25 protein-coding genes and 1 tRNA gene are annotated in these 21050 nt (G+C 62.3%); 14 read left to right on the forward strand and 12 right to left on the reverse strand.

What is annotated here, in order from left to right:
• Position 1: 1 nt before the first annotated feature.
• The gene (gene mgtE, locus IM737_RS03395) at positions 2 to 1417 is read right to left on the reverse strand and encodes a magnesium transporter (protein WP_236898346.1); all 1416 of its coding nucleotides are present in this window, start codon (positions 1415 to 1417) and stop codon (positions 2 to 4) included.
• A gap of 135 nt (positions 1418 to 1552) precedes the next feature.
• Between mgtE and IM737_RS03400 the strand changes: the two genes are divergently transcribed.
• The 3 genes from IM737_RS03400 to IM737_RS03410 all read left to right on the forward strand — a co-directional run bounded on the left by IM737_RS03400 (position 1553) and on the right by IM737_RS03410 (position 3076).
• A complete protein-coding gene (locus IM737_RS03400; RefSeq protein WP_236898348.1) occupies positions 1553 to 1930 on the forward strand; it encodes an MmcQ/YjbR family DNA-binding protein in 378 nt (125 codons plus the stop codon).
• A 3-nt stretch (positions 1931 to 1933) separates the two neighbouring features.
• A complete protein-coding gene (locus IM737_RS03405) occupies positions 1934 to 2776 on the forward strand; it encodes a hypothetical protein (RefSeq protein ID WP_236898349.1) in 843 nt (280 codons plus the stop codon).
• A gap of 90 nt (positions 2777 to 2866) precedes the next feature.
• Complete coding sequence (locus IM737_RS03410) at positions 2867 to 3076, forward strand: hypothetical protein (protein ID WP_236898350.1); 210 nt, start codon at positions 2867 to 2869, stop codon at positions 3074 to 3076.
• 56 nt (positions 3077 to 3132) lie between these two features.
• On the opposite strand, the gene IM737_RS03415 is transcribed toward IM737_RS03410, so the two are convergent.
• Together IM737_RS03415 and IM737_RS03420 are read right to left on the reverse strand one after the other, a co-directional pair.
• Positions 3133 to 3217 (reverse strand) — tRNA-Leu (locus IM737_RS03415).
• 251 nt (positions 3218 to 3468) lie between these two features.
• Entirely contained in the window at positions 3469 to 3702 is a 234-nt protein-coding gene (locus IM737_RS03420) for a FliM/FliN family flagellar motor switch protein (protein WP_236898351.1), read from the reverse strand.
• An 80-nt stretch (positions 3703 to 3782) separates the two neighbouring features.
• Here IM737_RS03420 and lipB point away from each other — a divergent pair, with 80 nt between their 5' ends.
• Positions 3783 to 4544: a lipoyl(octanoyl) transferase LipB gene (lipB, locus tag IM737_RS03425; RefSeq protein ID WP_236899850.1), complete on the forward strand. Its 762-nt coding sequence runs from the start codon at positions 3783 to 3785 to the stop codon at positions 4542 to 4544.
• 27 nt (positions 4545 to 4571) lie between these two features.
• Positions 4572 to 5102, forward strand: a complete 531-nt coding sequence (locus IM737_RS03430) for a DUF4282 domain-containing protein (RefSeq protein WP_236898352.1) — start codon at positions 4572 to 4574, stop codon at positions 5100 to 5102.
• Between the two features lie 77 nt (positions 5103 to 5179).
• Here the strand turns inward: IM737_RS03430 and IM737_RS03435 are convergent, their stop codons facing one another.
• Complete coding sequence (locus tag IM737_RS03435; protein WP_236898353.1) at positions 5180 to 5563, reverse strand: DoxX family protein; 384 nt, start codon at positions 5561 to 5563, stop codon at positions 5180 to 5182.
• 255 nt (positions 5564 to 5818) lie between these two features.
• Between IM737_RS03435 and rimO the strand changes: the two genes are divergently transcribed.
• On the forward strand, positions 5819 to 7150 hold the full coding sequence (rimO, locus tag IM737_RS03440) for a 30S ribosomal protein S12 methylthiotransferase RimO (RefSeq protein ID WP_236898355.1): 1332 nt from the start codon (positions 5819 to 5821) through the stop codon (positions 7148 to 7150).
• 89 nt (positions 7151 to 7239) lie between these two features.
• On the forward strand, positions 7240 to 8379 hold the full coding sequence (locus tag IM737_RS03445; RefSeq protein ID WP_236898357.1) for a DUF2235 domain-containing protein: 1140 nt from the start codon (positions 7240 to 7242) through the stop codon (positions 8377 to 8379).
• A gap of 251 nt (positions 8380 to 8630) precedes the next feature.
• Here the strand turns inward: IM737_RS03445 and IM737_RS03450 are convergent, their stop codons facing one another.
• A complete protein-coding gene (locus tag IM737_RS03450) occupies positions 8631 to 9569 on the reverse strand; it encodes a phytanoyl-CoA dioxygenase family protein (protein WP_236898359.1) in 939 nt (312 codons plus the stop codon).
• A 131-nt stretch (positions 9570 to 9700) separates the two neighbouring features.
• Here IM737_RS03450 and IM737_RS03455 point away from each other — a divergent pair, with 131 nt between their 5' ends.
• Positions 9701 to 10552, forward strand: a complete 852-nt coding sequence (locus IM737_RS03455) for a helix-turn-helix domain-containing protein (RefSeq protein ID WP_236898361.1) — start codon at positions 9701 to 9703, stop codon at positions 10550 to 10552.
• Between the two features lie 146 nt (positions 10553 to 10698).
• Here IM737_RS03455 and IM737_RS03460 read toward each other — a convergent pair whose 3' ends face one another.
• On the reverse strand, positions 10699 to 11613 hold the full coding sequence (locus tag IM737_RS03460) for a phosphotriesterase family protein (protein WP_236898363.1): 915 nt from the start codon (positions 11611 to 11613) through the stop codon (positions 10699 to 10701).
• 146 nt (positions 11614 to 11759) lie between these two features.
• Here IM737_RS03460 and folP point away from each other — a divergent pair, with 146 nt between their 5' ends.
• Genes folP through folK form a run of 3 tightly spaced genes read left to right on the forward strand, consistent with a single transcriptional unit; the run spans position 11760 to position 13438 of the window.
• Positions 11760 to 12611 carry a dihydropteroate synthase gene (gene folP, locus IM737_RS03465; RefSeq protein WP_236898365.1) on the forward strand — a complete coding sequence of 284 codons (852 nt, stop codon included), beginning with the start codon at positions 11760 to 11762 and terminating at the stop codon, positions 12609 to 12611.
• A 3-nt stretch (positions 12612 to 12614) separates the two neighbouring features.
• Entirely contained in the window at positions 12615 to 12995 is a 381-nt protein-coding gene (gene folB / locus IM737_RS03470; RefSeq protein ID WP_236898367.1) for a dihydroneopterin aldolase, read from the forward strand.
• Positions 12992 to 13438 carry a 2-amino-4-hydroxy-6-hydroxymethyldihydropteridine diphosphokinase gene (gene folK, locus IM737_RS03475; protein WP_236898369.1) on the forward strand — a complete coding sequence of 149 codons (447 nt, stop codon included), beginning with the start codon at positions 12992 to 12994 and terminating at the stop codon, positions 13436 to 13438. Before folB ends, folK begins: the two co-directional genes overlap by 4 nt.
• Here folK and IM737_RS03480 read toward each other — a convergent pair.
• The 5 genes from IM737_RS03480 to IM737_RS03500 all read right to left on the reverse strand — a co-directional run bounded on the left by IM737_RS03480 (position 13435) and on the right by IM737_RS03500 (position 17778).
• Complete coding sequence (locus tag IM737_RS03480; protein ID WP_236898371.1) at positions 13435 to 14214, reverse strand: ATP12 family chaperone protein; 780 nt, start codon at positions 14212 to 14214, stop codon at positions 13435 to 13437. The two genes, folK and IM737_RS03480, sit on opposite strands and share 4 nt — an antisense overlap.
• Positions 14207 to 14875 (reverse strand): HAD family hydrolase, encoded by a 669-nt coding sequence (locus tag IM737_RS03485; RefSeq protein WP_236898373.1) that lies wholly within the window; start codon positions 14873 to 14875, stop codon positions 14207 to 14209. Before IM737_RS03485 ends, IM737_RS03480 begins: the two co-directional genes overlap by 8 nt.
• A complete protein-coding gene (locus IM737_RS03490) occupies positions 14872 to 15858 on the reverse strand; it encodes an RluA family pseudouridine synthase (protein WP_236898375.1) in 987 nt (328 codons plus the stop codon). The genes IM737_RS03485 and IM737_RS03490 overlap by 4 nt, the downstream gene beginning before the upstream one ends.
• Positions 15855 to 16235 carry a fluoride efflux transporter CrcB gene (gene crcB / locus IM737_RS03495; RefSeq protein ID WP_236898377.1) on the reverse strand — a complete coding sequence of 127 codons (381 nt, stop codon included), beginning with the start codon at positions 16233 to 16235 and terminating at the stop codon, positions 15855 to 15857. The genes IM737_RS03490 and crcB overlap by 4 nt, the downstream gene beginning before the upstream one ends.
• Before the next feature lie 223 nt (positions 16236 to 16458).
• Positions 16459 to 17778: a replication-associated recombination protein A gene (locus IM737_RS03500; protein ID WP_236898378.1), complete on the reverse strand. Its 1320-nt coding sequence runs from the start codon at positions 17776 to 17778 to the stop codon at positions 16459 to 16461.
• Positions 17779 to 17924: 146 nt separating this feature from the next.
• On the opposite strand from IM737_RS03500, the gene IM737_RS03505 reads away from it, so the two are divergent.
• On the forward strand, positions 17925 to 18518 hold the full coding sequence (locus IM737_RS03505) for a hypothetical protein (protein WP_236898379.1): 594 nt from the start codon (positions 17925 to 17927) through the stop codon (positions 18516 to 18518).
• On the opposite strand, the gene IM737_RS03510 is transcribed toward IM737_RS03505, so the two are convergent.
• The gene (locus IM737_RS03510) at positions 18519 to 18914 is read right to left on the reverse strand and encodes a hypothetical protein (RefSeq protein WP_236898380.1); all 396 of its coding nucleotides are present in this window, start codon (positions 18912 to 18914) and stop codon (positions 18519 to 18521) included.
• 308 nt (positions 18915 to 19222) lie between these two features.
• On the opposite strand from IM737_RS03510, the gene IM737_RS03515 reads away from it, so the two are divergent.
• Both IM737_RS03515 and IM737_RS03520 read left to right on the forward strand, forming a co-directional pair.
• Positions 19223 to 20404 carry a hypothetical protein gene (locus IM737_RS03515; protein ID WP_236898381.1) on the forward strand — a complete coding sequence of 394 codons (1182 nt, stop codon included), beginning with the start codon at positions 19223 to 19225 and terminating at the stop codon, positions 20402 to 20404.
• A gap of 104 nt (positions 20405 to 20508) precedes the next feature.
• Positions 20509 to 21045 carry an AAA family ATPase gene (locus IM737_RS03520; protein WP_236898382.1) on the forward strand — a complete coding sequence of 179 codons (537 nt, stop codon included), beginning with the start codon at positions 20509 to 20511 and terminating at the stop codon, positions 21043 to 21045.
• Positions 21046 to 21050: the final 5 nt, after the last annotated feature.

The raw sequence follows: 21050 nt of genomic DNA on the forward strand, positions 1-21050 counted from the left end.
TTCAGAACAGCCCGAACCACAGCCCAGCAATCCCCAGGAACGCGAAGAACCCAACCATGTCGGTGACGGTCGTCACGAAAACGGCGGAAGCGATGGCGGGGTCGGCCTTGAACTTGTCGAGGGTCAGCGGGATCAGGATACCCGCCGTGCCGGCCACGACGAGGTTGATGACCATGGCCAAGGCGATGACCACGCCCAGTTGCAGGTCATTGAACCGCACCCATGTCACCAGGCCGATCAGGATAGCGAAGATGACGCCATTGGCGCAGCCAACCACCATTTCGCGGGTGATGAGACGCCGCAGGCGGCGGCCGTCGAGCTCGCGCATGGCCAGCGCCCGAACGGTCACCGTCATGGTCTGCGTGCCGGCATTGCCGCCCATCGACGCTACGATCGGCATCAGCACGGCCAGCGCCACCATCTGGTCGATGGTCGCTCCGAAGAGGCCAATGACGAATGACACGGCGACGGCCGTGATCAGGTTGATCACCAGCCAAGGCACGCGGCTGCGCACCGTGTCGACGGTGGAGTCCGAAATGTCCTCGTCGCCCACGCCGGCGAGCAGCTTGATATCCTCATCCGCCTCTTCGTGGATGACGTCGACGATATCGTCGATTGTCAGCACGCCCACCAGACGCTTGCTCTCGTCCACCACACCGACCTCGACCAGGTCATAGCGCTCGAAGTCGCGCGCGGCCTCTTCCTGGTCCTCGTTGGCATAGACGAGCACGAAATTGGTGTTCATCAGCTCTTCGATCGGCGTGGCGCGCTGCGCCCGCAGGAACTTGTCGAGCGGCAAAGTTCCGAGCACCTGGTAGGCCGCATCCACCACATAGATCTGATAAAATTCGTCCGGCAGATCAGCCTCGCGCCGCAGATAGTCGATGGTCTGCCCAACCGTCCAGAACGGCGGAATGGCGATGAAATCGGTCTGCATCCGCCGTCCGGCGGATTCTTCCGGGAAATCGAGACTGCGCTTGAGGCTGAGGCGCTCGAAGGTCGGCAGCTTGGCCAGGACTTCGTCCCGGTCCACCTGCTCCATGTCCTCGAGAATGGCCACCGCGTCGTCATTGTCGAGGCCCGAAACGCCGCGCGCGATATCCGCGTTGGGCAATTCCTCCATCAGCTCGACGCGGACGGATTCGTCGACCTCGGTCAGCGCCGAATAGTCGAACCGATCACCCAGAATCCGCACCAGGCCAAGCCGCTCGTCGGCATCGAGCGATTCCAGCACATCGCCCACATCGGCGGCATGCAGCGGCTCCATGACCGTGAAAATGTCCTCGGAGCGGTGCGCAGCCACGAACGCCCGCAGCCGTTCGAGCCACAGAGGACTGATGCGGTCTTCGCTGTCGCGAAGCGCATTGGGATCAATCCCGGCCTCAGGGCCAGGCTCAGTCTCGGTATCTGTGCTCATCGGGAGCCCTTTGTGTGTCAAAGGTTTCGGGGGCGAGCCAAGCTGTAGCCAATCGCCCCGCGATGCGCCAGACTAAGCCGAGGCGATTTGAAGCGGTTAAGCGGAATTCTTCAGAATACTGAGGAGCAGCGGACCATGCCCACCCAACCTGATCTGGACGACGTCTTCACCCGCGTCGAAGCGCTGGCAACAGCGCGCAACCTGCCCGGCATCACCCGCGCCACCAGCTACGGCACGCCCTCGCTCAAGGTGCGCGACAAGAGCTTCGTCCGGCTCAAGGACGCCGCGACGCTGGTGCTGCTCTGCCCATCCGAGCAGAAGACGCTGCTGATGGAAATCTCGCCCGACATCTATTTCGAGACCGACCACTATGTCGGCTATCCGGCCGTGCTCATTCAGCTGGCAGTCATCTCCGATGAGGAATTATCGCTACGGCTGGAAGATGCCTGGCGCTTCAAGGCGCCCAGAACGCTTGCCGCCCAGCGCCCGATGACCATTCCGGAATCCCACTGACCCATGCGCACGCTTACCGCCCTGCTTCTGCTGCCGCTTTTGGCAGCGCCCGCCCTTGCCCAGAGCACCAGCATCGAGCTGACCGACACCGTGCCGGGCTTTGCCGGCCTCACCTACTTTGACCTCGCCCGCACGATTGCGCCCGATCTGGAACAGGTCGACGGCCATTATGAGGGCGTGATCACCACGCCGGTGCGCAACCTTGCCTATGCCGACGAGGCACCGATACCGGCCCTGTCGGTGTCGTTCTACCGCGGCAACGTCGTGAGCTTCAGCAGCGACGGCATCGAGATGCTGGCGCTGATGGTGTCGGCCAACGCCGCGGAAACTGGCACGCCGGGCGCGGCCGTCCTTGCCATCTTCGACCCGGCGCATCCCGGGTCGCCGATCGACATCGCCGACGTCGCATCCGACCAATTCACCGGCTTCGACGATCCAAGCACCGTGTCGCTTGGCAATGAGGAAGACGGCTTGATCGTCTCCAGCTCGCATTTCAATTCCAGCCAGGGCTATCGCATGTCCGCAGTGATCGCCCTGGTGGACGGGAAACTCACCGAAATGACCGAGGTGTTCACCTTGAACGAGAACTATTGCGGCATACGCCGCGAACAATTGCATTCCATCGCCCCGCTGATCAGCGATAGCGACGACCGCTGGCACCCATTTGTCGTGACAGTAACCGAGGTCACCACGGTCGGCGTCACCGACTGCGACCCAATGCCTGTCGCCATGACTGGAACCCGCGCCGTGGCTGCGACGTTCAGTTGGTCTGCCGAGTCCGGCCGCTATGAACCCGATTCGACTGCCCTGGACGATCTGAACGCCGAGACAGAAGCCCGTTTCTAATCGGCCCCATCTTCGCCCTATTGCAGCGATTAGTTCACAGACGTTTGAACACCAAGATCGACAACAAGAATCAAAATCACAGGAGATCCTATGTCCAAGACCCTTCTCGCGCCCATCGCGATCGTCGTTGCGATGGCCCTCGCCGCCTGCGGCGGCAGCGCCCCGGCCGACACTGCTCCGGCTGCCGAACCTGCAGCGCCGGCTGACACAATGGCTCCGGCTGAGCCTGCCGCGCCTGCAGCCGATCCTGCAGCACCCGCTGCTGACCCGGCTGCCGCTCCGGCAACCACCACGCCATAAACGAAAAGGGCCGCCCCGAAGGGCGGCCCTTTTTCTTGCTCATCCAGAGGATGATTTGGTGCGGTCGAGAAGACTCGAACTTCCACGTCTTGCGACACAGCGACCTCAACGCTGCGCGTCTACCAATTCCGCCACGACCGCACGCTTGGTAGAGCTACGCCCGGAGGCGAAGCGAGTGGGGATGTAGCAAAGGTCTACCCCAACCTCAAGCGGTTAAATCGAGATTTGCTCCAGGACTGTGGAGAGGCAAGCCCTGAATTGCCCACCCAGCCTCAGTCGTCACCCTAGGGCTTGACCCGAGGGCCCTTCACTTGCTGCGCGCTTCGTAAGTACAGAGCCCTCGGGTCACGCCCGAGGGTGACGGCCGGTGGGGCTGGACAATCAGCGGATGACTACCCCCGGCGGAACACCTTCTCGGATATCTGCACCCGCAGGTGGCCGTCTTCCACGCTCACCTCGCCATGGGCGATCAGAGTGTTGTTGGCGTAGATGTTGAGCGGATCGTTTTCCGTGGCGTCGAGTTCGATCACCGCACCACGGCCCATGCGCAGCAAATGGTGGATGGGCATGGTCGTCGCGCCGAGTTCGACGGTGATGTCCACTTCAATATTGTCTAATGTGCTCATAGATAGATAGCGAACCCCGGCGCGGCCGAAACGATACGACCGCTGAATCTGTTGTGAGTGATCCTCTGGTACCCATGGTTATGGAAGCGTTAACGGCAAGCGATCCAGCCTGCGAAAGTCGTAACAAACTGGCACGCATCGATGCTCGCCCGGTCGAATGGATCATTTCACCCACACCGGTGCCCTACCCCGTGGCGCTGGAGGCCATGCGCGCCCGTGCCGCAGCCATTGCCGTCGGCGAGGCCGAAGAGGCGGTGTGGCTGCTCGAGCATCCGCCGCTCTACACGTCAGGCACCTCGGCCAAGCCGGATGACCTGCTGTCGGATCGATTCCCCGTCTATGACGCTGGCCGTGGCGGCCAATACACCTATCACGGCCCTGGCCAGCGGGTTGCCTATGTCATGCTCGACCTGACCCAGCGCGGCCGCGACATCCGCTGCCTCGTGCAGGGGCTGGAAGATTGGGTGGTCGATACCCTGGCGGCCCACAATATCGCTGCCGAGAGCAAGCCGGCGCCGCGCATCGGTGTGTGGGTCAAGCGGCCTGACAAGGGCATGCTCAGGGAAGACAAGATTGCCGCCATCGGCGTGCGCGTCTCCAAATGGGTGACCTTTCACGGCGTTTCGCTGAATGTGTCGCCCGATCTCACGCACTACGACGGCATCGTCCCCTGCGGCATCACCGACCAGGGCGTGACCAGCTTTGAGGATCTGGGCCATCTGGTCTCGATGCCGGAGGTCGATTCGGTGCTAAAGAGCTGCTTCGAGCGTCGCTTCGGCCCAACCATTTCTGCATCCGAGGAAAGCCTTGTCAGGGCTATCCCGGCTGGCCAAGTTGCGTAACAGTCGAATCGAGCCTTGGAGAGAGCGATGACCCTGGACGATCTGAAGCGCCTGTTTACCCGCCAGACCCTGTTCCGGCTCGACGCGATCCTCTCACCCCGGCTGGTGCCGATCCTATACGCACTTGGCCTGGCTGGCATCCTGCTCTGGGCGGTCAGCCACCTGTTCTGGAGCTTCGGCTTCGGTTTTGGCAACGGATTGTGGGGCCTGCTCGAAATCGCCGTGTTCGGCCTGCTCTCGCTGGTGGTGCTGCGGATTTCCTGCGAGGCGCTGCTGGTCTGGTTCAAGACGCATGAGCAGAGCGGCGATACGGTCAACCGCTCGCGCTATTCGGCCTCCCTGCTCGATGAAGTCCGCGACGCCATTCGCGACCTGGCCGAAGAAGGCGAGGATGTCGACTATGCCGAGGCCGACGAATACATCACCCCGGCAACCGAGCCGGCGCCCTATGTGTCGCCATCAGGCACGATCGACCGCGAGCCAGCCTCCGCACCTGGCGAGAGCTTCAAGCCCCGCCGCACAGCAAGGCGCACCCCGCCGCCGAAGAATGTGACCTGACGCTGGGCCACGGAAAAACGAAAGGGCCGCCGTGACACTGTCGCGGCGGCCTTCTTCATTCCAGCGGGGCCAGAAACTTACTTCTTGTTGACGCTCCAGGCGCCGGGGCCGACGAAGACCAGATACAGGAACACGAAGCAGAACAGGATCGCAGCGTCGCCGCCATTGTTGGTCGGGATCAGGCCGCCCATGCCGACATGCACCATCCAATAGGCAACGGCCATAGTGCCCGATGCGATGAACGCGGCGGGACGGGTGAAGAAGCCGACGAGGATCAGGATGCCGGTGACGATTTCGATGAGGCCCGCAGCGCCGAACAGCGTCATCAGCGGGGGCGTGCCGCCTTCCATGGCGGGAAAGCCGATGACCTTCTGGGTGCCGTGCAGGATGAACAGCAGGGCAGTAACGATACGCAGCACGGCGAGGGCCTGCGGCGCGTAAGCGGAGAGACGATCGAACATTGTGGCTCCTTTGAGCATTGGGATGCTGCGCCACCCCAATCGGCGCACAGACGAAAGCCCCACTAAAGCAATCGGTTGCATCCCGGTACCGGCCCGATCATGGACGCACTGTTCACCCGCGTGAACGTTCAAGTCCCCGTGTTCGCCATAATGGGAAGGCCAGCCCCGCGTCCGGCGGGAGACAGTCACATTGCGTAACCGTCAAACTTTCTGTATGACGCCGCCAACAAATCCAACATTGGAATTCCCGCTCATATGAGCCAAGCGCCAAAAATTGGCCTCGTCAGCCTCGGCTGCCCCAAAGCCCTCGTCGATAGCGAACGCATCATGTCTACGCTGCGCTCGCAGGGCTATTCGTTCAGCCGCGACTATGCCGGCGCCGACATCGTCCTCGTCAATACCTGCGGCTTCCTCGATTCCGCCAAGCAGGAATCGCTCGAGGCCATCGGCGAAGCCCTCAACGAAAACGGCCGCGTCATTGTCACCGGCTGCCTGGGCGTCGAAGAAGAACTCATCCGCAAGACCCATCCGTCGGTGCTCGCCATTTCGGGCCCGCACCAATACGAGAACGTCGTCGCCGCCGTACACGAGCACCTGCCGCCCGTGCCCAACAAGTTCGTTGACCTAGTACCGGAAGCCGGCCTCAAGCTGACGCCGCGCCACTACGCCTATCTTAAGATTTCCGAGGGCTGCAATAACCGCTGCTCGTTCTGCATCATCCCGCAGATCCGCGGCGACCTGGCCTCGCGTCCTGCGGCAGGCATCCTAGGCGAAGCCGAGGGCTTGATCCGCTCGGGCGTCAAGGAACTGCTGGTGATCAGCCAGGATACCTCAGCCTACGGCATCGACATCAAATATGCCGAGAGCAACTATCGCGGTCGTCCGGTCAAGGCGAAGTTCTATGACCTTGCCAAGGAACTCGGCCAGCTCGGCGCCTGGGTGCGCCTGCACTATGTGTACCCCTACCCGCATGTCGATGCGGTGATGGAGCTGATGGCCGATGGCCTGGTGCTGCCCTATCTCGACATCCCGTTCCAGCATGCGTCTCCCAAGGTGCTCAAGGCGATGCGTCGCCCGGCGCATCAGGAAAAGACCTTGAATCGAATTCTCGACTGGAAGCGTCAAGTCCCTGATCTGACTGTGCGTTCCAACTTCATCGTCGGCTTCCCCGGCGAAACCGAAGACGATTTCGAGATGATGCTCGACTTCATCGAGGAAGCCGAGATCGACCGCGCCGGCTGCTTCAAATACGAGCCCGTCACCGGCGCCCCGGCCAACGAACTCGACGGCATTGTCCCAGACGATGTCGCGCAGGATCGCTGGGAACGGCTGATGGAAGTGGCACAGACCGTCTCGGCCGGCCAGCTCGCCAAGAAGGTCGGCCGCACCATCCAGGTGCTGGTGGACGACGTGCAACCCGAGACCAACAAGGCCATCGCCCGCTCCAAGTGGGATGCCCCCGAGATCGACGGCCAGGTGATCATCGCCAATGCCAATGGCATCAAGCCGGGCGACATGATCGACGTGGTGGTGACCGATAGCGACGAATACGACCTGTTCGCCGAGCCGGCCAAGCCGCTGAACTAAGCGAGTTCGTGACAAGTGCGCAGTTATGCGCAAGTTTACCCGGCATTTGGGGGAGTGCCGGGTAGCGCGAGCTGCCGGGCAAGGTTTCAGTGAAGCGCATTGCCATCTTCTGCGACGGCACATGGAACACTATGGCCTCGCCCGAGCCGACCAACGTCGTCATCGCCGCGCGAGCGGTGCAGTCGGTCGCCGCCGATGGCGTCACCCAGGTTACCTACTACAACGAGGGTGTCGGCACGACCTATCTGATCGCGCCGGGACTTGAGGCGCGCCTCGCGGGTGCCTTCGGCTTCGGCCTGTTCGACAAGATCGCCGATGCCTACCGCTTCCTGGTCCTCAACTATCAGCCCGGCGACGACATCTACATTTTTGGCTTTTCCCGCGGGGCCTATACAGCGCGGTCGCTGGCCGGAATGATCCGCAAATGCGGCGTGCTGCGCAAGGAAAACGCCGCCCAGATCGGCCGCGCCTTCAGCTTCTACAAGAGCCCGGATGTACGGCCCAGCGGCGTCGAAGCCCACCGCTTCCGCAACGAACTCTCTCACCCCGCTGTGCTCAAGGTCCGCAACCGTACCGGCGAGACCGGGCGGGCGGATGATGGCGACTTCTCCATCGCCTATCTCGGCGTATGGGACACCGTCGGTGCCCTGGGTATCCCGAGCTATCTGCCGCTGTCCGGCCGACTGAACGGCGTCAACCGCTACCGTTTCCACGATGCCGAACTCAGCTCACTGATCGGATCGGCGCGCCATGCCCTGGCCATCGACGAAAACCGCCGCCCCTTTGAGGCCACCCAGTGGAGCAATCTCGACCAGCTCAACGCCATGCCCGGCCGCGCCGGAAACTATCAGCAGCTCTGGTTCCCCGGTGATCACGGCTCGGTCGGCGGCGGTGGCGATATCAGAGGGCTGTCCAACGAGGCCCTGATCTGGGTTGTCGAAGGCGCACGCGAAGCAGGGCTCGGTCTTGACGACCGATCCCTTGCGCCGTACGCCGCCACGCGCGATTTCCGTGCACCGACGTCCAATATCAGCACCATCCTCGGCCTGCGCCAAAGGCTGATCCAGCAGGTCATCTACCCCCGCGCGCCCCGGCAGGTCCCCAAGGACAAGAGCGTACTATCCCAAAGCGCCATGCAACGCCTCGCCTATCGCTCCGAGGATGCCAGCTGGAAGCCGTATCGCCCGTTCAGCCTGTCGGCCCTGTTCGCCGATCTGGGCCTCGACTAGCAGCGGAACGAGGCCACGGCGGCTGGTGGTAGGGTGGTAGCCTCTCCCTCGGGCGGAGCTCTCATTCTGGACTCATAATCCATCAACCGGGTCATTCCGGCGAAGGCCGGAATCCATGTCCGTCAGACACCGCAGACTGAGCGTCCTTGGCGACATGCGGACATGGATCCCGGCCTTCGCCAGGATGACGTCCCGAAAATCGCACGATCAAGGCGTCTAGAGCGAACACTCCCCACAAGGAGTAAGAAGGCTCAATGCCAGCTCTTCAGCCCCAGCAGCTTCTCACCCAGCGGCGTCAGCTTGGCCGTCGTCGCATTCTTCTTCTCCCACTCGCGGGGATCGCCGGGAAACGCATCACGTTGCGGGTGGTCAAGCTCGCGCCACAGCCGGATACGCTCGGTGCGCTCGACGACGTTCGCCTCGTCAGCCGGGAACATCGAGATATATTGCGCCATCCGCACCCGGTCCTTGGAGTGGTTCGGCCGCACGCCATGCGCCAGCAGCGTGTTGAAGATCATGAGGTCACCCGGCTCCATCTCGATATTGGTGATCTTGAGCCCCGTGGTGTCGGGATGCATCGGATCGCGGTCGGCCGGCTGGGTCTTCACCCAGTTATCGAAGTCGTAGAACAGCTCGGGGATGCACTGGAAGCCGCCGACATCGCCATCCTGCTTGACTAGGCTTAGCACGCCCTGCACGCCGATGGGCAGCGGGTCGAGCGAGGTATCGCTGTCCCAGTGAATAAAGCCGTTGGGGTTACCATGCACCTTTTTGGGCACATTGAGATTGGCCCGGTCGATGCTGGTCCACAGCTCTTCCATGTCCCAGATGTCGACGAAGGCGTCATAGATGCGCTGCTCTTGTCTGTTGTCCCACAGATACTGGTGGTTGTAGATCTCGACCATGCCGGTGCCATTGAGCTCCTTCATGATGTGGTCGCGGCGCTGCGGCGCGTACCAGGTGGTCTGGTCGCCGGGATCCTTCTCGTCAAACTCCCAGAGCAAAGCCTTGAGCCGCTCGACATTGTCCGGCGGCACCGCACCGCGAACAATCACATAGCCTTTCGTCACCCAATGCTCCCAATCGGCGGGGCTCAGCACCCGCAAGGGCAGCTTCTTGACGATGTCCTTGAGCTGGGTGGTCACCACCTGCGTGGTCGGATGGCTGTCGCGTTTGGTGGTCGGCTGCATGTCTCGCTCCCATTTGCGGTCCCCTTCGGGCTTGCTGATGGGATGAAGTTAGCTGCGTCATGCCAGACTGGCTTGCCCATGGCTGGCCGGTATTGATACTATTCTGGCGTCATTGAGTAATCACGCGCCATATGAAGCCCTATCTGGAGCATCTGACCACTGACGAAGGCGCCTCCTGGGCCACGCTCAACCGTCGCCTCGACGATGGCATTCCCTTCCAGTGGCATCATCACCCTGAATTCGAACTGACGCTGACCCTCAATTCCAGCGGCCAGCGCTTCATCGGCGACCATATCGGCCGCTATGAGCCGGGCGACCTGGTGCTGATCGGCCCTTACCTGCCCCACACCTGGCATTCGCTGGACCGGCCGGACCCGGCCGAGCCACATATCGCGCTGGTCATGTGGTTCCTGCCCGAATGGGCCGAACGGCTCACCGCCAATGCGGAGCTGCGCGCCGTCGCCGCCATGCTGTCGCGCGCCGCCAATGGCCTGCAATTCTCTGCCAATACCGCCCTGGCCGTCCGGCCACAGATCGAGGAACTGTTCGCGCTGCCGCCGGTGGAGCGTTTCCTGCGCCTCGTCACGGTTTTGACGCGCCTGGCCGACGACGAGGCCATGCCGCTCTCCGCAACCGCGCCCGAACTGGCATCGGCTTCGGTTGATCGCGGCCGCATCGACCGCGTCCTCAACCACATCCACAACCACTTCGCCGAGCCGATCACCATCGCCCAACTCGCCGACATCGCAGCCCTGAGCCCTTCCGGCCTGCATCGCACCTTCCTGCGCCATACGCGGCAAACGGTGAGCCAGTATCTGATCCGTCTGCGCATTGGGCGCGCCTGCGCGCTGCTGTCATCGGGCTCGCTGCCGATTGGCACCATCGCTGGCGAGGTGGGCTATGACTCACTGGCCAATTTTAATCGCCAGTTCAAGGCGCTGAAGGGGACGACGCCGCGGGCGTATCGGGCGGCGTTCCTCTGACTGTGTGGGCACTAGCTACCTACCCACCCACCGGCCGTCACCCTCGGGCCTGACCCGAGGGATCTACACTTGCCGGACGGAGGGTAAGTACAACGCCCTCGGGTCAAGCCCGAGGGTGACGATCGAGTTTTCAATGGCGTCGCGTGCTACCGCGCAAACGCCGCGAACGGGTTGTCGTGCGTCAGTCGCACAATCGTCGCCTCATCCACCCCGGCAGCCCGCAGCTTCGGCAGCACGCTCTCCACCAGATGCGTATACGGCTTAGGCACCCCGCCACCCGGCAAGGCCGGGTCAAACCAGCCCATGTCGTGGCTGAGCAGCAATTGCCCGCCCAGCCCGGCCTCCAGAGCCCGCAGGATGCGCGGCACACTCTCTTCGTCGGGTACCCAGCCCAGATTGTCATATTCGACCCACGCACCGCGCCCAGCCACTACCTTGTGCATCTCGAAGTCCGGCTCTGCCTGGGTATGGATCGAGATAAACCGGCTGGCGGTGTAGCCCTCGGCCTCGATGATATCGAGCTGGTCCATCACCACTCGGCCCTTGATCGTATGCGATCCGATCACCGCACCCGTTGCCTTGCCGGCTCGCGCCGCCGCCCGCAGGATACGTGCCTCGATAGGCGTAATGCCATCATCGCCTGCGCTGATCTTGATCCACGCGGCCCTGACGCCGGTATCGCCAACGCCGTCGTTGAGATCGCGCAGCATGGCCGCTTCAAGCTCGGCTTCGCTGGCCTTGCTCACCCACTCCGGAATCCAGGGCTCGCGATAATTGCCCGTCGGCACCACGATCGGAAAATTCGTCGCCTTCGACACGGCCAAGTCGAGATCGACCCGCAACCCCACGCCGCCAGTGGAGCATTCCACCAGCGCCGTGATCCCCTGCGCCTTGATCGCCTCGATCTGCGGCGCCATCAGCGCCACCACCGCTCCCGCGTCGGCCTCTGCATAGCCGGGCTGATCGGGCGTCCGCAGGTCGACGAACACATGCTCGTGCGGCAGGATCATCCCGAGTTGGTCCTTGGTCATTGGCCCAAGGGTGGTGAAAAGCTGCTTCATCAAATCCTCCTACCATTCGACTTTTATACGACTACCTAGCACGGCCTCATGGTGCGACAAGCACCAAGAGGCCTACTCTGGCGCTGGTTGTTCGAGTAGACCTCATTCTGGGCCTGTCGAAAGACGGGGCGTCACCACGAGCTGCCATGCATACCAACCACACCATCGCCCTGCCCGACCGACCACCGTTGATCCTCGGCCAAACAGCCCTGGTCATGGGTATCCTCAACGTCACGCCGGACAGCTTTTCCGATGGCGGGCAGCACAATCTGGTGGCCAGCGCGGTCGCGCATGCTCGGCAAATGATCGCCGAAGGCGCCGACATCATCGATATCGGCGGCGAAAGCACGCGGCCCGGCGCCGAGACGGTCGGCGTGCAGCAGGAGCTCGACCGCGTCATGCCGGTTATCGACGCACTGGTGGCTGCCGGCATCACGGCACCAATCTCGATCGATACCTACAAGCCACTGGTCGCCGACCAGGCCATCCAGGCCGGCGCCTGCATCATCAACGACGTTCACGGCCTGCAGGGGGCACCCGAGATGGCCGACGTCGCGGCGACCTATGGCGTCCCCGTCATCGCCATGCACTGGCAAAAGGACCGCGACCGCTCCGTTCCGCTGGTCGACGACATGCTCCGTTATTTTGCGGCCACGATAGCCCGTGCGGAAGCGGCGGGGATAAGTCGGGCCAGTCTGGTGCTCGATCCCGGCTTTGGCTTCGGCAAGACGCTTCGCGAGAACTACGCGCTGCTGCAAGACCTCCAGCATGCTTGCCCGGAAGGGTTTCCCATCCTCGTCGGCACGTCGCGCAAGTCGATGATCGGTAAGCTGTTGGAAAATCAGCCAGAACAGCGCCTGGCGGGCACAATCGCCACCAATGTGCTCGGCTATGTCAATGGCGGGCATATCTTCCGCGTGCATGACGTCAAGGCGAACCGCGACGCCCTTCGCGTGGCGCAGGCAACGCTGTATGGTCCACCCGCGCAACTGGAATAGCACATGGCCGAGCCGTACACAGGCGACCGTATCATCCTGAAAGACCTAGGCTTTTACGGCTACCACGGCGTCTTCGCCGAGGAAGCCAAGCTCGGGCAGCGATTCTTTATCGATCTCGAACTGGGCACCGACCTCACTGCGCCCGCCGTTACCGATGACCTAGCGACGGGGATATCCTACGCCGACATCTACGACGTGGTGAAAGCCGCTTTCGAAGACCAGCGCATGAAGCTGCTGGAGGCTGTCGCACAGAACGTCGTCGAGGCGATTTTCCAGCGTTTTGATGGGGTTACCTGGGTCGTCATCCGCCTGCGCAAACCAGAAGCGCCGATTGCAATGGTTCGCGGCGAAGCCGCCATCGAACTGCACCGGAAACGTCAATGACCTCAAAGGCTTGGCTCAGCCTCGGCGCCAATATCGGCGATCCCCCGGCTCAACTCGCCGAAGCGATCCGTCGCATAGGCGAAAACCCTGATATTGCCGTCGCCGCACAGTCATCCGTGCTGATCACCAAGCCCTGGGGCAAGACCGATCAGCCCGACTTTGCCAACATGGCCATATCGATCGAGACGACACTCAAACCCATTGATTTGCTTGACGTTTTGCTTGGCATCGAGCTTGCCATGGGCCGCGTCCGCGACGAGGTTTGGGGCCCAAGGCTGATCGATATCGACATCATCGCCTATGACCGTATCGAGCTCAAGACCCCACGCCTGACCCTGCCCCACGCCCATGCCCACGAGCGCAGCTTCGTCCTCGATCCGTTGCGACAGATCGACGAAAATGTGGCCGATTGGGTACTGGAAAGCGCCGCACGACCGCGCTAGGCGCGCAGTGCCTCCAGCACGGCGACGGCGATATCGAACTCGACGCGACGCATGGCGCGACGCTCGGCGGCCTCTTCGTCCTGACCCCATTGCGAGATCTGGTAATCCTCGTCGACATGCGCAGCCGTCCAGACCTGGTCGGGCGAAAACAGCTTGTTCCACAAGCCGATAGTCAGAAGTCCTGAACCGGTAAGTCCGGTAATCGACACAAGTGCGGTCAGCACCAACAGGTTCTCATCAACCAGCGACTCGGCAAGCCGATCCAGCGTCGACTTCGGCTGTGGCTGATGGCGAACACCCGTCGTGGGCTGGAAGCTGACGCCGAAATGGCGGGCCAGAACAACCAGCGCCTTGTCCCAGGCCAGCTCCTGCTCTGATACCAGCTCCTGCGGGCTTTCGGCTCGGTACAGTAGCAGGTCGCCGGCGGCGAATTTTATGATTTCCTCGCGGAAGGCCGGGACGCTGGCTTCGCCGCTCTCGATGGCGGAGTTGATCAGGCGGACCATCGGCATGGTGGCGGGGTTGATGAATTCGCCCTGCGCCGCCCATTCTTCGGCCATGGCGGTAGCAATCGCAGCGGCCGGGACGACTACTGGCAGCTTCTTGCCCGGCGTGCGGACCGGTCTTCCGTCCAGGGTGACGACAAAACCGCCATCAACCGGGCCGGCTGCCACGTCCTTGTAGAAGCGCTTGGGCAGTTCGACCCTGTTGAGGTGCTGGGCCCGGCCGTAGCCGTCATCGAGATGTTTCTGGATATCTTCCAGCTGGTCACGCATGGGCTTTTTCTTCCAGAACGCGTTCGATGGTGTCGTAAAGGTCTTCGAAGCTGTCGACGCTGGCGGTGGCACCGGCGACACGCAGGGCATCGACCGGTTGCAGTCCCCAGGACACGGCAATCGAGCGCACGCCGGCCGCATTGGCCATTTCGATATCGAACACGGCGTCGCCGATCATCACAGTCTCCTCCGCCGCAGCACCCACGGCTTCCATCGCGGAATGCAGCATACCCGGATGCGGCTTGGAGGGGTTGTTATCGGCCGACTGCAAACTGACGAAATAGTGGCCGATGTCGTTCTGCGCCAAGGTCTTGTCGAGCCCAACCTTGCCCTTGCCGGTGGCAATCGCCAGCATTGTCTCCGGCCGCTGGCTCAGCCGATCCAGCAAGGCACGCGCGCCGTCGAACATCGGCATCTTGCCCGGACCGGAAGCGTTGGCAGCGGCGCGGTAGGCGTCGAAGAGCCCCTGGATGATCTGGGGATCATCACTACCCGACACCGCACTCAGATAGATTGGCAACGACAAACCGACATTGGCACGGATCGCCTCCAGCGACGGAGCAGGCAGACCCATGACCGCGAATGCCTTCAGGACGCGCGCTGCAATCTCAGCTCCGCTATCGATCAGCGTTCCGTCCATGTCGAAGACGACCAGACTCATGCACCATCCTCCGGATCGCCGCTGACGTCGTAGCGATCAGGGTCGAAGCCGAGGGTTTCGAAGCTCTGGCGCATATGCGGTGGCAGCGGCGCCGAGATATCGAGCCGCTTGCCGTTGCGCAGCGGGATGGCGATGCGGCGGGCATGCAGATGCAGGCCCTCGGCCAGGCCGGGAGCGCCCTGCCAGTTCTCGATGTTGAAGTAGCGCGGATCGCCGATGATCGGCGTGCCGAGCTGCGCCATGTGGACGCGCAACTGATGCGTGCGCCCGGTGACAGGCTTGAGCGTGACCCAGGCGAAGCGTTTGCTGGCGGTATCGGTGGTCGAATAGTAGCTCAGGGAATGCTGCGCATTGGGCGCACCATTCCTGACCACCACCATCTGCTCACCATCATCAGTGCTCTGGCGGGCGAGGAAGCAGGAGATTTCGCCCTGCTGCGGATGTGGATTGCCGGCGACTATGGCCCAGTAGATTTTCCGCGCCGAGCGCGAGCGGAACACATTGCCGAAATGGCTGGCCGCCTGCTTGGTCTTGGCGACGACAAGGCAACCCGAGGTATCGCGATCGAGACGATGCACCAAACGCGGTGGTTCGCCCTTCTTGTTGGGCAGGCTTTTTAGCATACCGTCAAGATGGCGCGTCTGCCCGCTGCCGCCCTGCACGGCTAGGCCATGCGGCTTGTTGAAGACGTAGATGTCATCGTCCTCGTAGAGGATCAAATCCTTGAGGAACAGCGCATCGGCGTCATTGAGTTTGACCGGCTTGACGGTATCGGGATCGTCGATCGGCGGAATACGAACGGTCTGGCCGCCGACGAGGCGGGTGCTGGTGGTCACCTTGGCCTTGTCGACCTTGACCTCGCCATTGCGGATCAGCTTCTGCAGCCGTCCGAAGCCGAGCTGGGGGAAATGCGTGGCGAACCAGCGATCCAGACGCATCCCGTCTTCGTCGTCATTTACCTGCCGCTGTTGAACGCCACTCATGCCACGCCTCGGGTCACCAAAAGCCCGAGATAAAGCCCAATGAGACAAACCACAACCGACAACAGCACATAAGCGCCCGCCATCAACCATTCGCCGCGCTCAATCAGCACGATGGTGTCGAGCGAAAAGGACGAAAAGGTGGTGAAGCCTCCGAGAATGCCGACGGCGACGAACAGACGGGCGTTTTCCTGCCAGGCGGGGAGGAAGCGCGCCATGAGGCCAACAAACAGCCCCATGGCGAGGGAGCCGATGATGTTGATCAGCATAGTCGCCAGCGGGAAGGACATCGGCCAGAGGCGGCCGACGAGGCTGCCAACACCGAAACGCGCCATGGCGCCAATCGCGCCGCCAGCGCCGACGAGGAGGAAGGGATACATGACGGACCGTCTCTTTTGACACTATCTCTCAGTCGATACCCTCCCCCTTGAGGGGAGGGATCAAGGGAGGGGGTGGGCCAAGCGCACCGAGTATGCGGAACCATACCCCCTTCCTGCTCGATTCAACGGACTTAGCAAACGCTAAGCCCTATCTCGCTTCCCTCCCCGCATGGGGGAGGGTGAACTCCACTCTTAGCCCTCGCTGCCAGGCGGATGGGCGGATCTATTGCCCCTCAGACTCCCGCTTGGCTGCCCTTAGCCGTTCGAAATAATCGATACGCTTCTTCAAGTCCCGCTCGAAGCCTCGCTCCACCGGCTCATAGAATTTCTGGCGGCCGATCTTCTCGGGAAAATACTCCTGGCCGGAGAAGGCCTCGGGCGTGTCGTGGTCGTAGATATAGCCGTCGCCATAGCCAGAGCCCTTCATGAGCTTGGTGGGGGCGTTTAGGATGACCATGGGCGGCATGGGTGAGCCGGTGGACTTGGCGACGCTCACGGCGCCCTTGTAGGCCGTGTAGACGGCATTGGATTTGGGAGCGAGCGCAAGATAGACGACGACCTGCGCCAGCGCCAGCTCGCCCTCGGGCGAGCCCAGCATCTGGAAGGCATCGCGCCCCGCCACCGCTTGCGGCAGAGCCTGCGGATCGGCCAGCCCGATATCCTCCACCGCCATGCGGATCAGCCGGCGGGCGAGGAACAGGGGATCCTCGCCGGCGTCGAGCATGCGGGCGAAATAATAGAGCGCGGCGTCGGGATCGGAGCCGCGGATAGTCTTGTGCAGGGCCGAGATGAGATTGTAGTGGCCGTCCTGCGCCTTGTCGTAGATCGGCGCGCGGCGCTGCACGACCGTCAGGAGGCCAGCCGCATCGAGGATTTCGTCCGGCTTGGCAGAAGCGAGCACTTCTTCAACCAGGCCTAGCAAAGCCCGGCCGTCGCCGTCGGCGAGAGTCAGCAGAGTGGTACGGGCCTCAGGCTCCAAAGGGAGCGCAGCTCCGGTCAGTTCCTCGGCGCGCTGCACCAGCTTTTCGAGGTCTTCGGGGCCAAGCGACTCGAACCGCAGCACCTGGCTGCGGGAGAGCAGCGCCGCATTGAGTTCGAAGGAGGGATTTTCTGTAGTAGCGCCAACCAGAACGATGGTGCCGTCTTCCATCACCGGCAGGAAGCCATCCTGCTGCGCCCGGTTGAAACGATGGATTTCATCGACAAACAGCAGCGTCTTGTGGCCACTGAGGCGCTCGAAGCGGGCCTTCTCGAATACCTTCTTGAGGTCAGCCACGCCCGAGAAGACAGCCGATATCTGCACGAACGTATAGTCGATCTGGTCGGCCAGCAGCCGCGCTACCGTGGTCTTGCCGGTTCCGGGCGGTCCCCACAGGATCAGCGAGCCGAGCCGGCCAGTGGCGATCATCCGGCGCAGGGTGCCATCAGGGCCAAGCAGGTGGGTCTGGCCGATGACCTCGTCAAGCGAACGCGGCCGCAGCTGGTCGGCCAGCGGGCGTGCAGTGTCGTTGTCGGTGGGATCGGCGGCGAAGAGGTCGGACATGAGTGGATTCTAGCGGATTGGAGATTTGACTTACACCTTGAACGCGTGCGGTGTCACCTGAACCAGAGGAGCCAGGGCCGTTCAGCCAATCGACAGCTTCGATGTTCTAGGCTCTACTCTCTCCATTGCAAGTCAGGGTCATGTCTATGTCGATGCTTCGCCTCGCCGCCGCCGTCGTTGTCTCATTCGGATTGGCTGCACCGGCCATGGCACAGGACATTGAGGACTATCTCGACATCCCCGGCCCGATCACCTTCGAAGGCACCGATTTCGAGCTGGCCTGGACCAGCCACCCAGCACCTGCCTATTACAAGCAGGAATACGTGCCGGCCGGCCAGGTCGTGGAAGCCTATGTCGAGATGTTCATGATCGACGTGCTGACCGAGGGCCAGGATCCGGAAAGCGCGGCGGCAGGGATGATTGCCGGGCTGGACGAGCGCAAGGCCAATGGCGACCCCGTGATCAATTACGACATGATCTCCAACGAGGCGACCGGCGAGCTGATCCTCGATTTCCTGATTAGCGACACCAGCAGCGGCGAGATTATCGTCGAGTGGAATGCCTATCGCTACTCGCCCACGGCGGACGGTTCGGGCCTGACCCTGTTTGCCATCAGCCGTCGCGGCTATGGCGAGGATGGCGCCACCCAGTTCCTTGAGGGGCTGACAAGCTGGCGCGAAACCTCGATCCAGGAACTGGCCGTGATGGACTTGCCGCCTGTCACCATCGTGGCGGACTAGTCAGTAGCAACTGTCCACTAGCTCATCGACGTGGAGCGTCGTGCCTTCCTCCTCAATGATGAGGTCACCGCGGATGACCCAGCAGGTCGGGCCGTCAGTGGGATCGTTCATTGCGGCGATGATCTTCTTGGACGCGACAATCTCGGGTGGCACCTCGTCGCTCCAGATAACGACGCCATCGGCCGCCGGACTTTCGGCGGCCAGCACGAAATAGTTCGGGCATGGAGTCGTAACGCATTGAACCGGCTGGTATTCGTAGCGCAGGTATTGTGGCGCGTCAGGCGGGACCACCCGAGTGATCTCGCCAAATTCGTTGACATAGACGGTCGTCTGGTCCTCGGCCATGGCCGGCTGCATGAGGGCTACGACGGCGATGACAATGGCGATCGGCTTCATTGGGTGTTCTCCGCAGGGCGCAGTCCCTGATCCTGACATGCACGCGTAACGCCGCGTGGATGTACGCACCCTGAACGCGCCGATTGGCCCAGCCGCTGCCGATACAGCGCGTCACCCGCCCATCGCGCTGCAGGATGATCTTCCGGGCGCGGTTGGAGGCAGTGTGAAACGCCCGGGTTCCGGCGTGAAAATGGCGTCACGCAGACGTCGCAATTGCCGTCCAAATAATTGTTTGCGTGAGGGGTCGCATGGCCCTATATGCAGCGCTCCTTTTTCTTGCATCCCAGCCCCGAAAGGCCAGTCGTCCAATGACCACCGAGCCGAAGCACGTCTATCCGAACACCTCCGCACTGATTGCGGCGGAAGAGCCGGATTTCCCGGCATTCCTGTTCTCCGAGCGCGAGCTTCACAAGGCCACGAAGGTCTTCCGGAAGGGCTTCGACGGGCTGCTGACCTATGCCGTCAAGTGCAACCCATCCCCGCACATCATCGCCCAGCTGCATCGCGAAGGTTTGAAGGCGTTCGACGTCGCCTCCAACACCGAGATGGAGCTGGTGCGCGACAATGCCCCTGGCGCGGCGATGCACTACAACAACCCGATCAAGAACAAGCGCGAGATCGAGCGCGCCTACGAAGAGTTCGGCGTCCGTAGCTTCACCATCGACCACCCCCAGCAGCTCGACCAGCTCGCTGCCGTGGTGTCGCCCTCTCGCGATGTCGAAGTGACCACCCGTTTCAAGGCCGGCAAGGCGCTCAAGTCCTATGACTTCGGCATCAAGTTCGGCGTGATGGAACAGGGCGCGGCGGAAATCGTCAGCGCCGTCGATGCAATGGGCTTCACGCCCAGCTTGTGCTTCCACGTCGGCAGCCAGTGCGAAGACGCCTATGCCTATGAGCGCCACATCGCGGCAGCCTCTCGCATCGTCGAAGAGAGCAAGATCGAGCTCAAGCGCCTCAATATCGGCGGTGGCTATCCGGCCCCCTACCCGACCAGCGAAGCGCCGCCGATGGATTATTATTTCGAGACCATCTCGCAGGCCGTGACCGACCATTTCGGCGACAAGAACAAGCCCGAGCTCATCATCGAGCCCGGCCGTGCGCTTGTCACGTCATCGACGTCCCTCCTCCTCCGCGTCAAGCATCAGCGCGGCGGTCAGTCGGTCTATGTCAATGACGGCGCCTATGGCAGCCTGATGGAGGTCAAGTTCATGCACTTCACCCCACCGGTGCGCGTCTGGCGCGGCCCGCGCGTGCATGACAACAACCAGGAATTCTCCGAATTCACCATCTGGGGCCCCACCTGCGACAGCTATGACGTGCTGCCACAGGTCTTCACGCTACCGGCCGATATCGACGAAGACGACTGGATCGAATTCGGCCTGATGGGCGCCTATACCCAGGCCTCGCTGACCCCCTTCAACGGCTTCGACCGCCGTGACCAGTTCTGGGTCGAGGAAGGCTATACCGGCAAGGACCAGCAGCCGGAGTAAGCGGACTACCACTCAAGCACCACAATCCCCGCTTCGGCGGGGATTTTCGTCTCTGCCAGACCAGCCTTTCCACCCCGATCCCTCCAAGACATATCGGAACTGAAATGCACCCTGTCCTTCCCCTGGCGGATCTCGGCCGTCGCATCGTCATCTTCGGGCCATCCAATGCCGGCAAATCAACGCTGGCCGAAGCCCTGGCGCGCAAGCTCGGCGTCCCGGTGGTACATCTCGATCAGTTGCACCACACCCCCAATACCGACTGGGTACCCCGCCCCAGAGACGAGTTTCACGCGCTGCAGCGCGAGGCCATAGCCGGCGATGCATGGGTGATGGACGGCAACTACAGCGCACTGGTCGAAGAGCGACTGGCGCGGGCAACCGGGGCAATTGTCCTGGACGACAATCACTGGCTGCGGCTGGGCCGCTATTTCAACCGCACCTTGTTTCAGCGCTATCGACCCGGGGCGCTCGCAGGCAACAAGGACAGCATCAAGTGGTCGATGATCCACTGGGTCGCCATCGCGTCAAGACGCAATGCAGCGCGCTATCGCCAGATGGTGGAAGCGACAGAGCTTCCTCGGGTGTTTTGTAGCTCGATGGGTGAGGTCAAATCATTGCATCGCGCATGGGGGCTGTCCTAGCCACA

The sequence above is a fragment of the Devosia sp. SL43 genome (genome assembly GCF_021729885.1).
GTDB lineage: Bacteria > Pseudomonadota > Alphaproteobacteria > Rhizobiales > Devosiaceae > Devosia.

Excerpts from the sequence above, each read along its gene's own strand:
- crcB (WP_236898377.1), bottom strand. The coding sequence starts at position 16,235 with ATGTATCCCTTCCTCCTCGTCGGCGCTGGCGGCGCGATTGGCGCCATG.
- IM737_RS03430 (WP_236898352.1), top strand. The coding sequence starts at position 4,572 with ATGACCCTGGACGATCTGAAGCGCCTGTTTACCCGCCAGACCCTGTTC.
- IM737_RS03490 (WP_236898375.1), bottom strand. The coding sequence starts at position 15,858 with ATGAGTGGCGTTCAACAGCGGCAGGTAAATGACGACGAAGACGGGATG.
- rimO (WP_236898355.1), top strand. The coding sequence starts at position 5,819 with ATGAGCCAAGCGCCAAAAATTGGCCTCGTCAGCCTCGGCTGCCCCAAA.
- IM737_RS03450 (WP_236898359.1), bottom strand. The coding sequence starts at position 9,569 with ATGCAGCCGACCACCAAACGCGACAGCCATCCGACCACGCAGGTGGTG.
- IM737_RS03520 (WP_236898382.1), top strand. The coding sequence starts at position 20,509 with ATGCACCCTGTCCTTCCCCTGGCGGATCTCGGCCGTCGCATCGTCATC.
- folK (WP_236898369.1), top strand. The coding sequence starts at position 12,992 with ATGACCTCAAAGGCTTGGCTCAGCCTCGGCGCCAATATCGGCGATCCC.
- IM737_RS03460 (WP_236898363.1), bottom strand. The coding sequence starts at position 11,613 with ATGAAGCAGCTTTTCACCACCCTTGGGCCAATGACCAAGGACCAACTC.
- lipB (WP_236899850.1), top strand. The coding sequence starts at position 3,783 with ATGGAAGCGTTAACGGCAAGCGATCCAGCCTGCGAAAGTCGTAACAAA.
- IM737_RS03500 (WP_236898378.1), bottom strand. The coding sequence starts at position 17,778 with ATGTCCGACCTCTTCGCCGCCGATCCCACCGACAACGACACTGCACGC.
- IM737_RS03485 (WP_236898373.1), bottom strand. The coding sequence starts at position 14,875 with ATGAGTCTGGTCGTCTTCGACATGGACGGAACGCTGATCGATAGCGGA.
- folB (WP_236898367.1), top strand. The coding sequence starts at position 12,615 with ATGGCCGAGCCGTACACAGGCGACCGTATCATCCTGAAAGACCTAGGC.
- IM737_RS03510 (WP_236898380.1), bottom strand. The coding sequence starts at position 18,914 with ATGAAGCCGATCGCCATTGTCATCGCCGTCGTAGCCCTCATGCAGCCG.
- IM737_RS03405 (WP_236898349.1), top strand. The coding sequence starts at position 1,934 with ATGCGCACGCTTACCGCCCTGCTTCTGCTGCCGCTTTTGGCAGCGCCC.
- folP (WP_236898365.1), top strand. The coding sequence starts at position 11,760 with ATGCATACCAACCACACCATCGCCCTGCCCGACCGACCACCGTTGATC.
- IM737_RS03480 (WP_236898371.1), bottom strand. The coding sequence starts at position 14,214 with ATGCGTGACCAGCTGGAAGATATCCAGAAACATCTCGATGACGGCTAC.
- IM737_RS03400 (WP_236898348.1), top strand. The coding sequence starts at position 1,553 with ATGCCCACCCAACCTGATCTGGACGACGTCTTCACCCGCGTCGAAGCG.
- IM737_RS03505 (WP_236898379.1), top strand. The coding sequence starts at position 17,925 with ATGTCGATGCTTCGCCTCGCCGCCGCCGTCGTTGTCTCATTCGGATTG.
- mgtE (WP_236898346.1), bottom strand. The coding sequence starts at position 1,417 with ATGAGCACAGATACCGAGACTGAGCCTGGCCCTGAGGCCGGGATTGAT.
- IM737_RS03410 (WP_236898350.1), top strand. The coding sequence starts at position 2,867 with ATGTCCAAGACCCTTCTCGCGCCCATCGCGATCGTCGTTGCGATGGCC.
- IM737_RS03420 (WP_236898351.1), bottom strand. The coding sequence starts at position 3,702 with ATGAGCACATTAGACAATATTGAAGTGGACATCACCGTCGAACTCGGC.
- IM737_RS03435 (WP_236898353.1), bottom strand. The coding sequence starts at position 5,563 with ATGTTCGATCGTCTCTCCGCTTACGCGCCGCAGGCCCTCGCCGTGCTG.
- IM737_RS03455 (WP_236898361.1), top strand. The coding sequence starts at position 9,701 with ATGAAGCCCTATCTGGAGCATCTGACCACTGACGAAGGCGCCTCCTGG.
- IM737_RS03515 (WP_236898381.1), top strand. The coding sequence starts at position 19,223 with ATGACCACCGAGCCGAAGCACGTCTATCCGAACACCTCCGCACTGATT.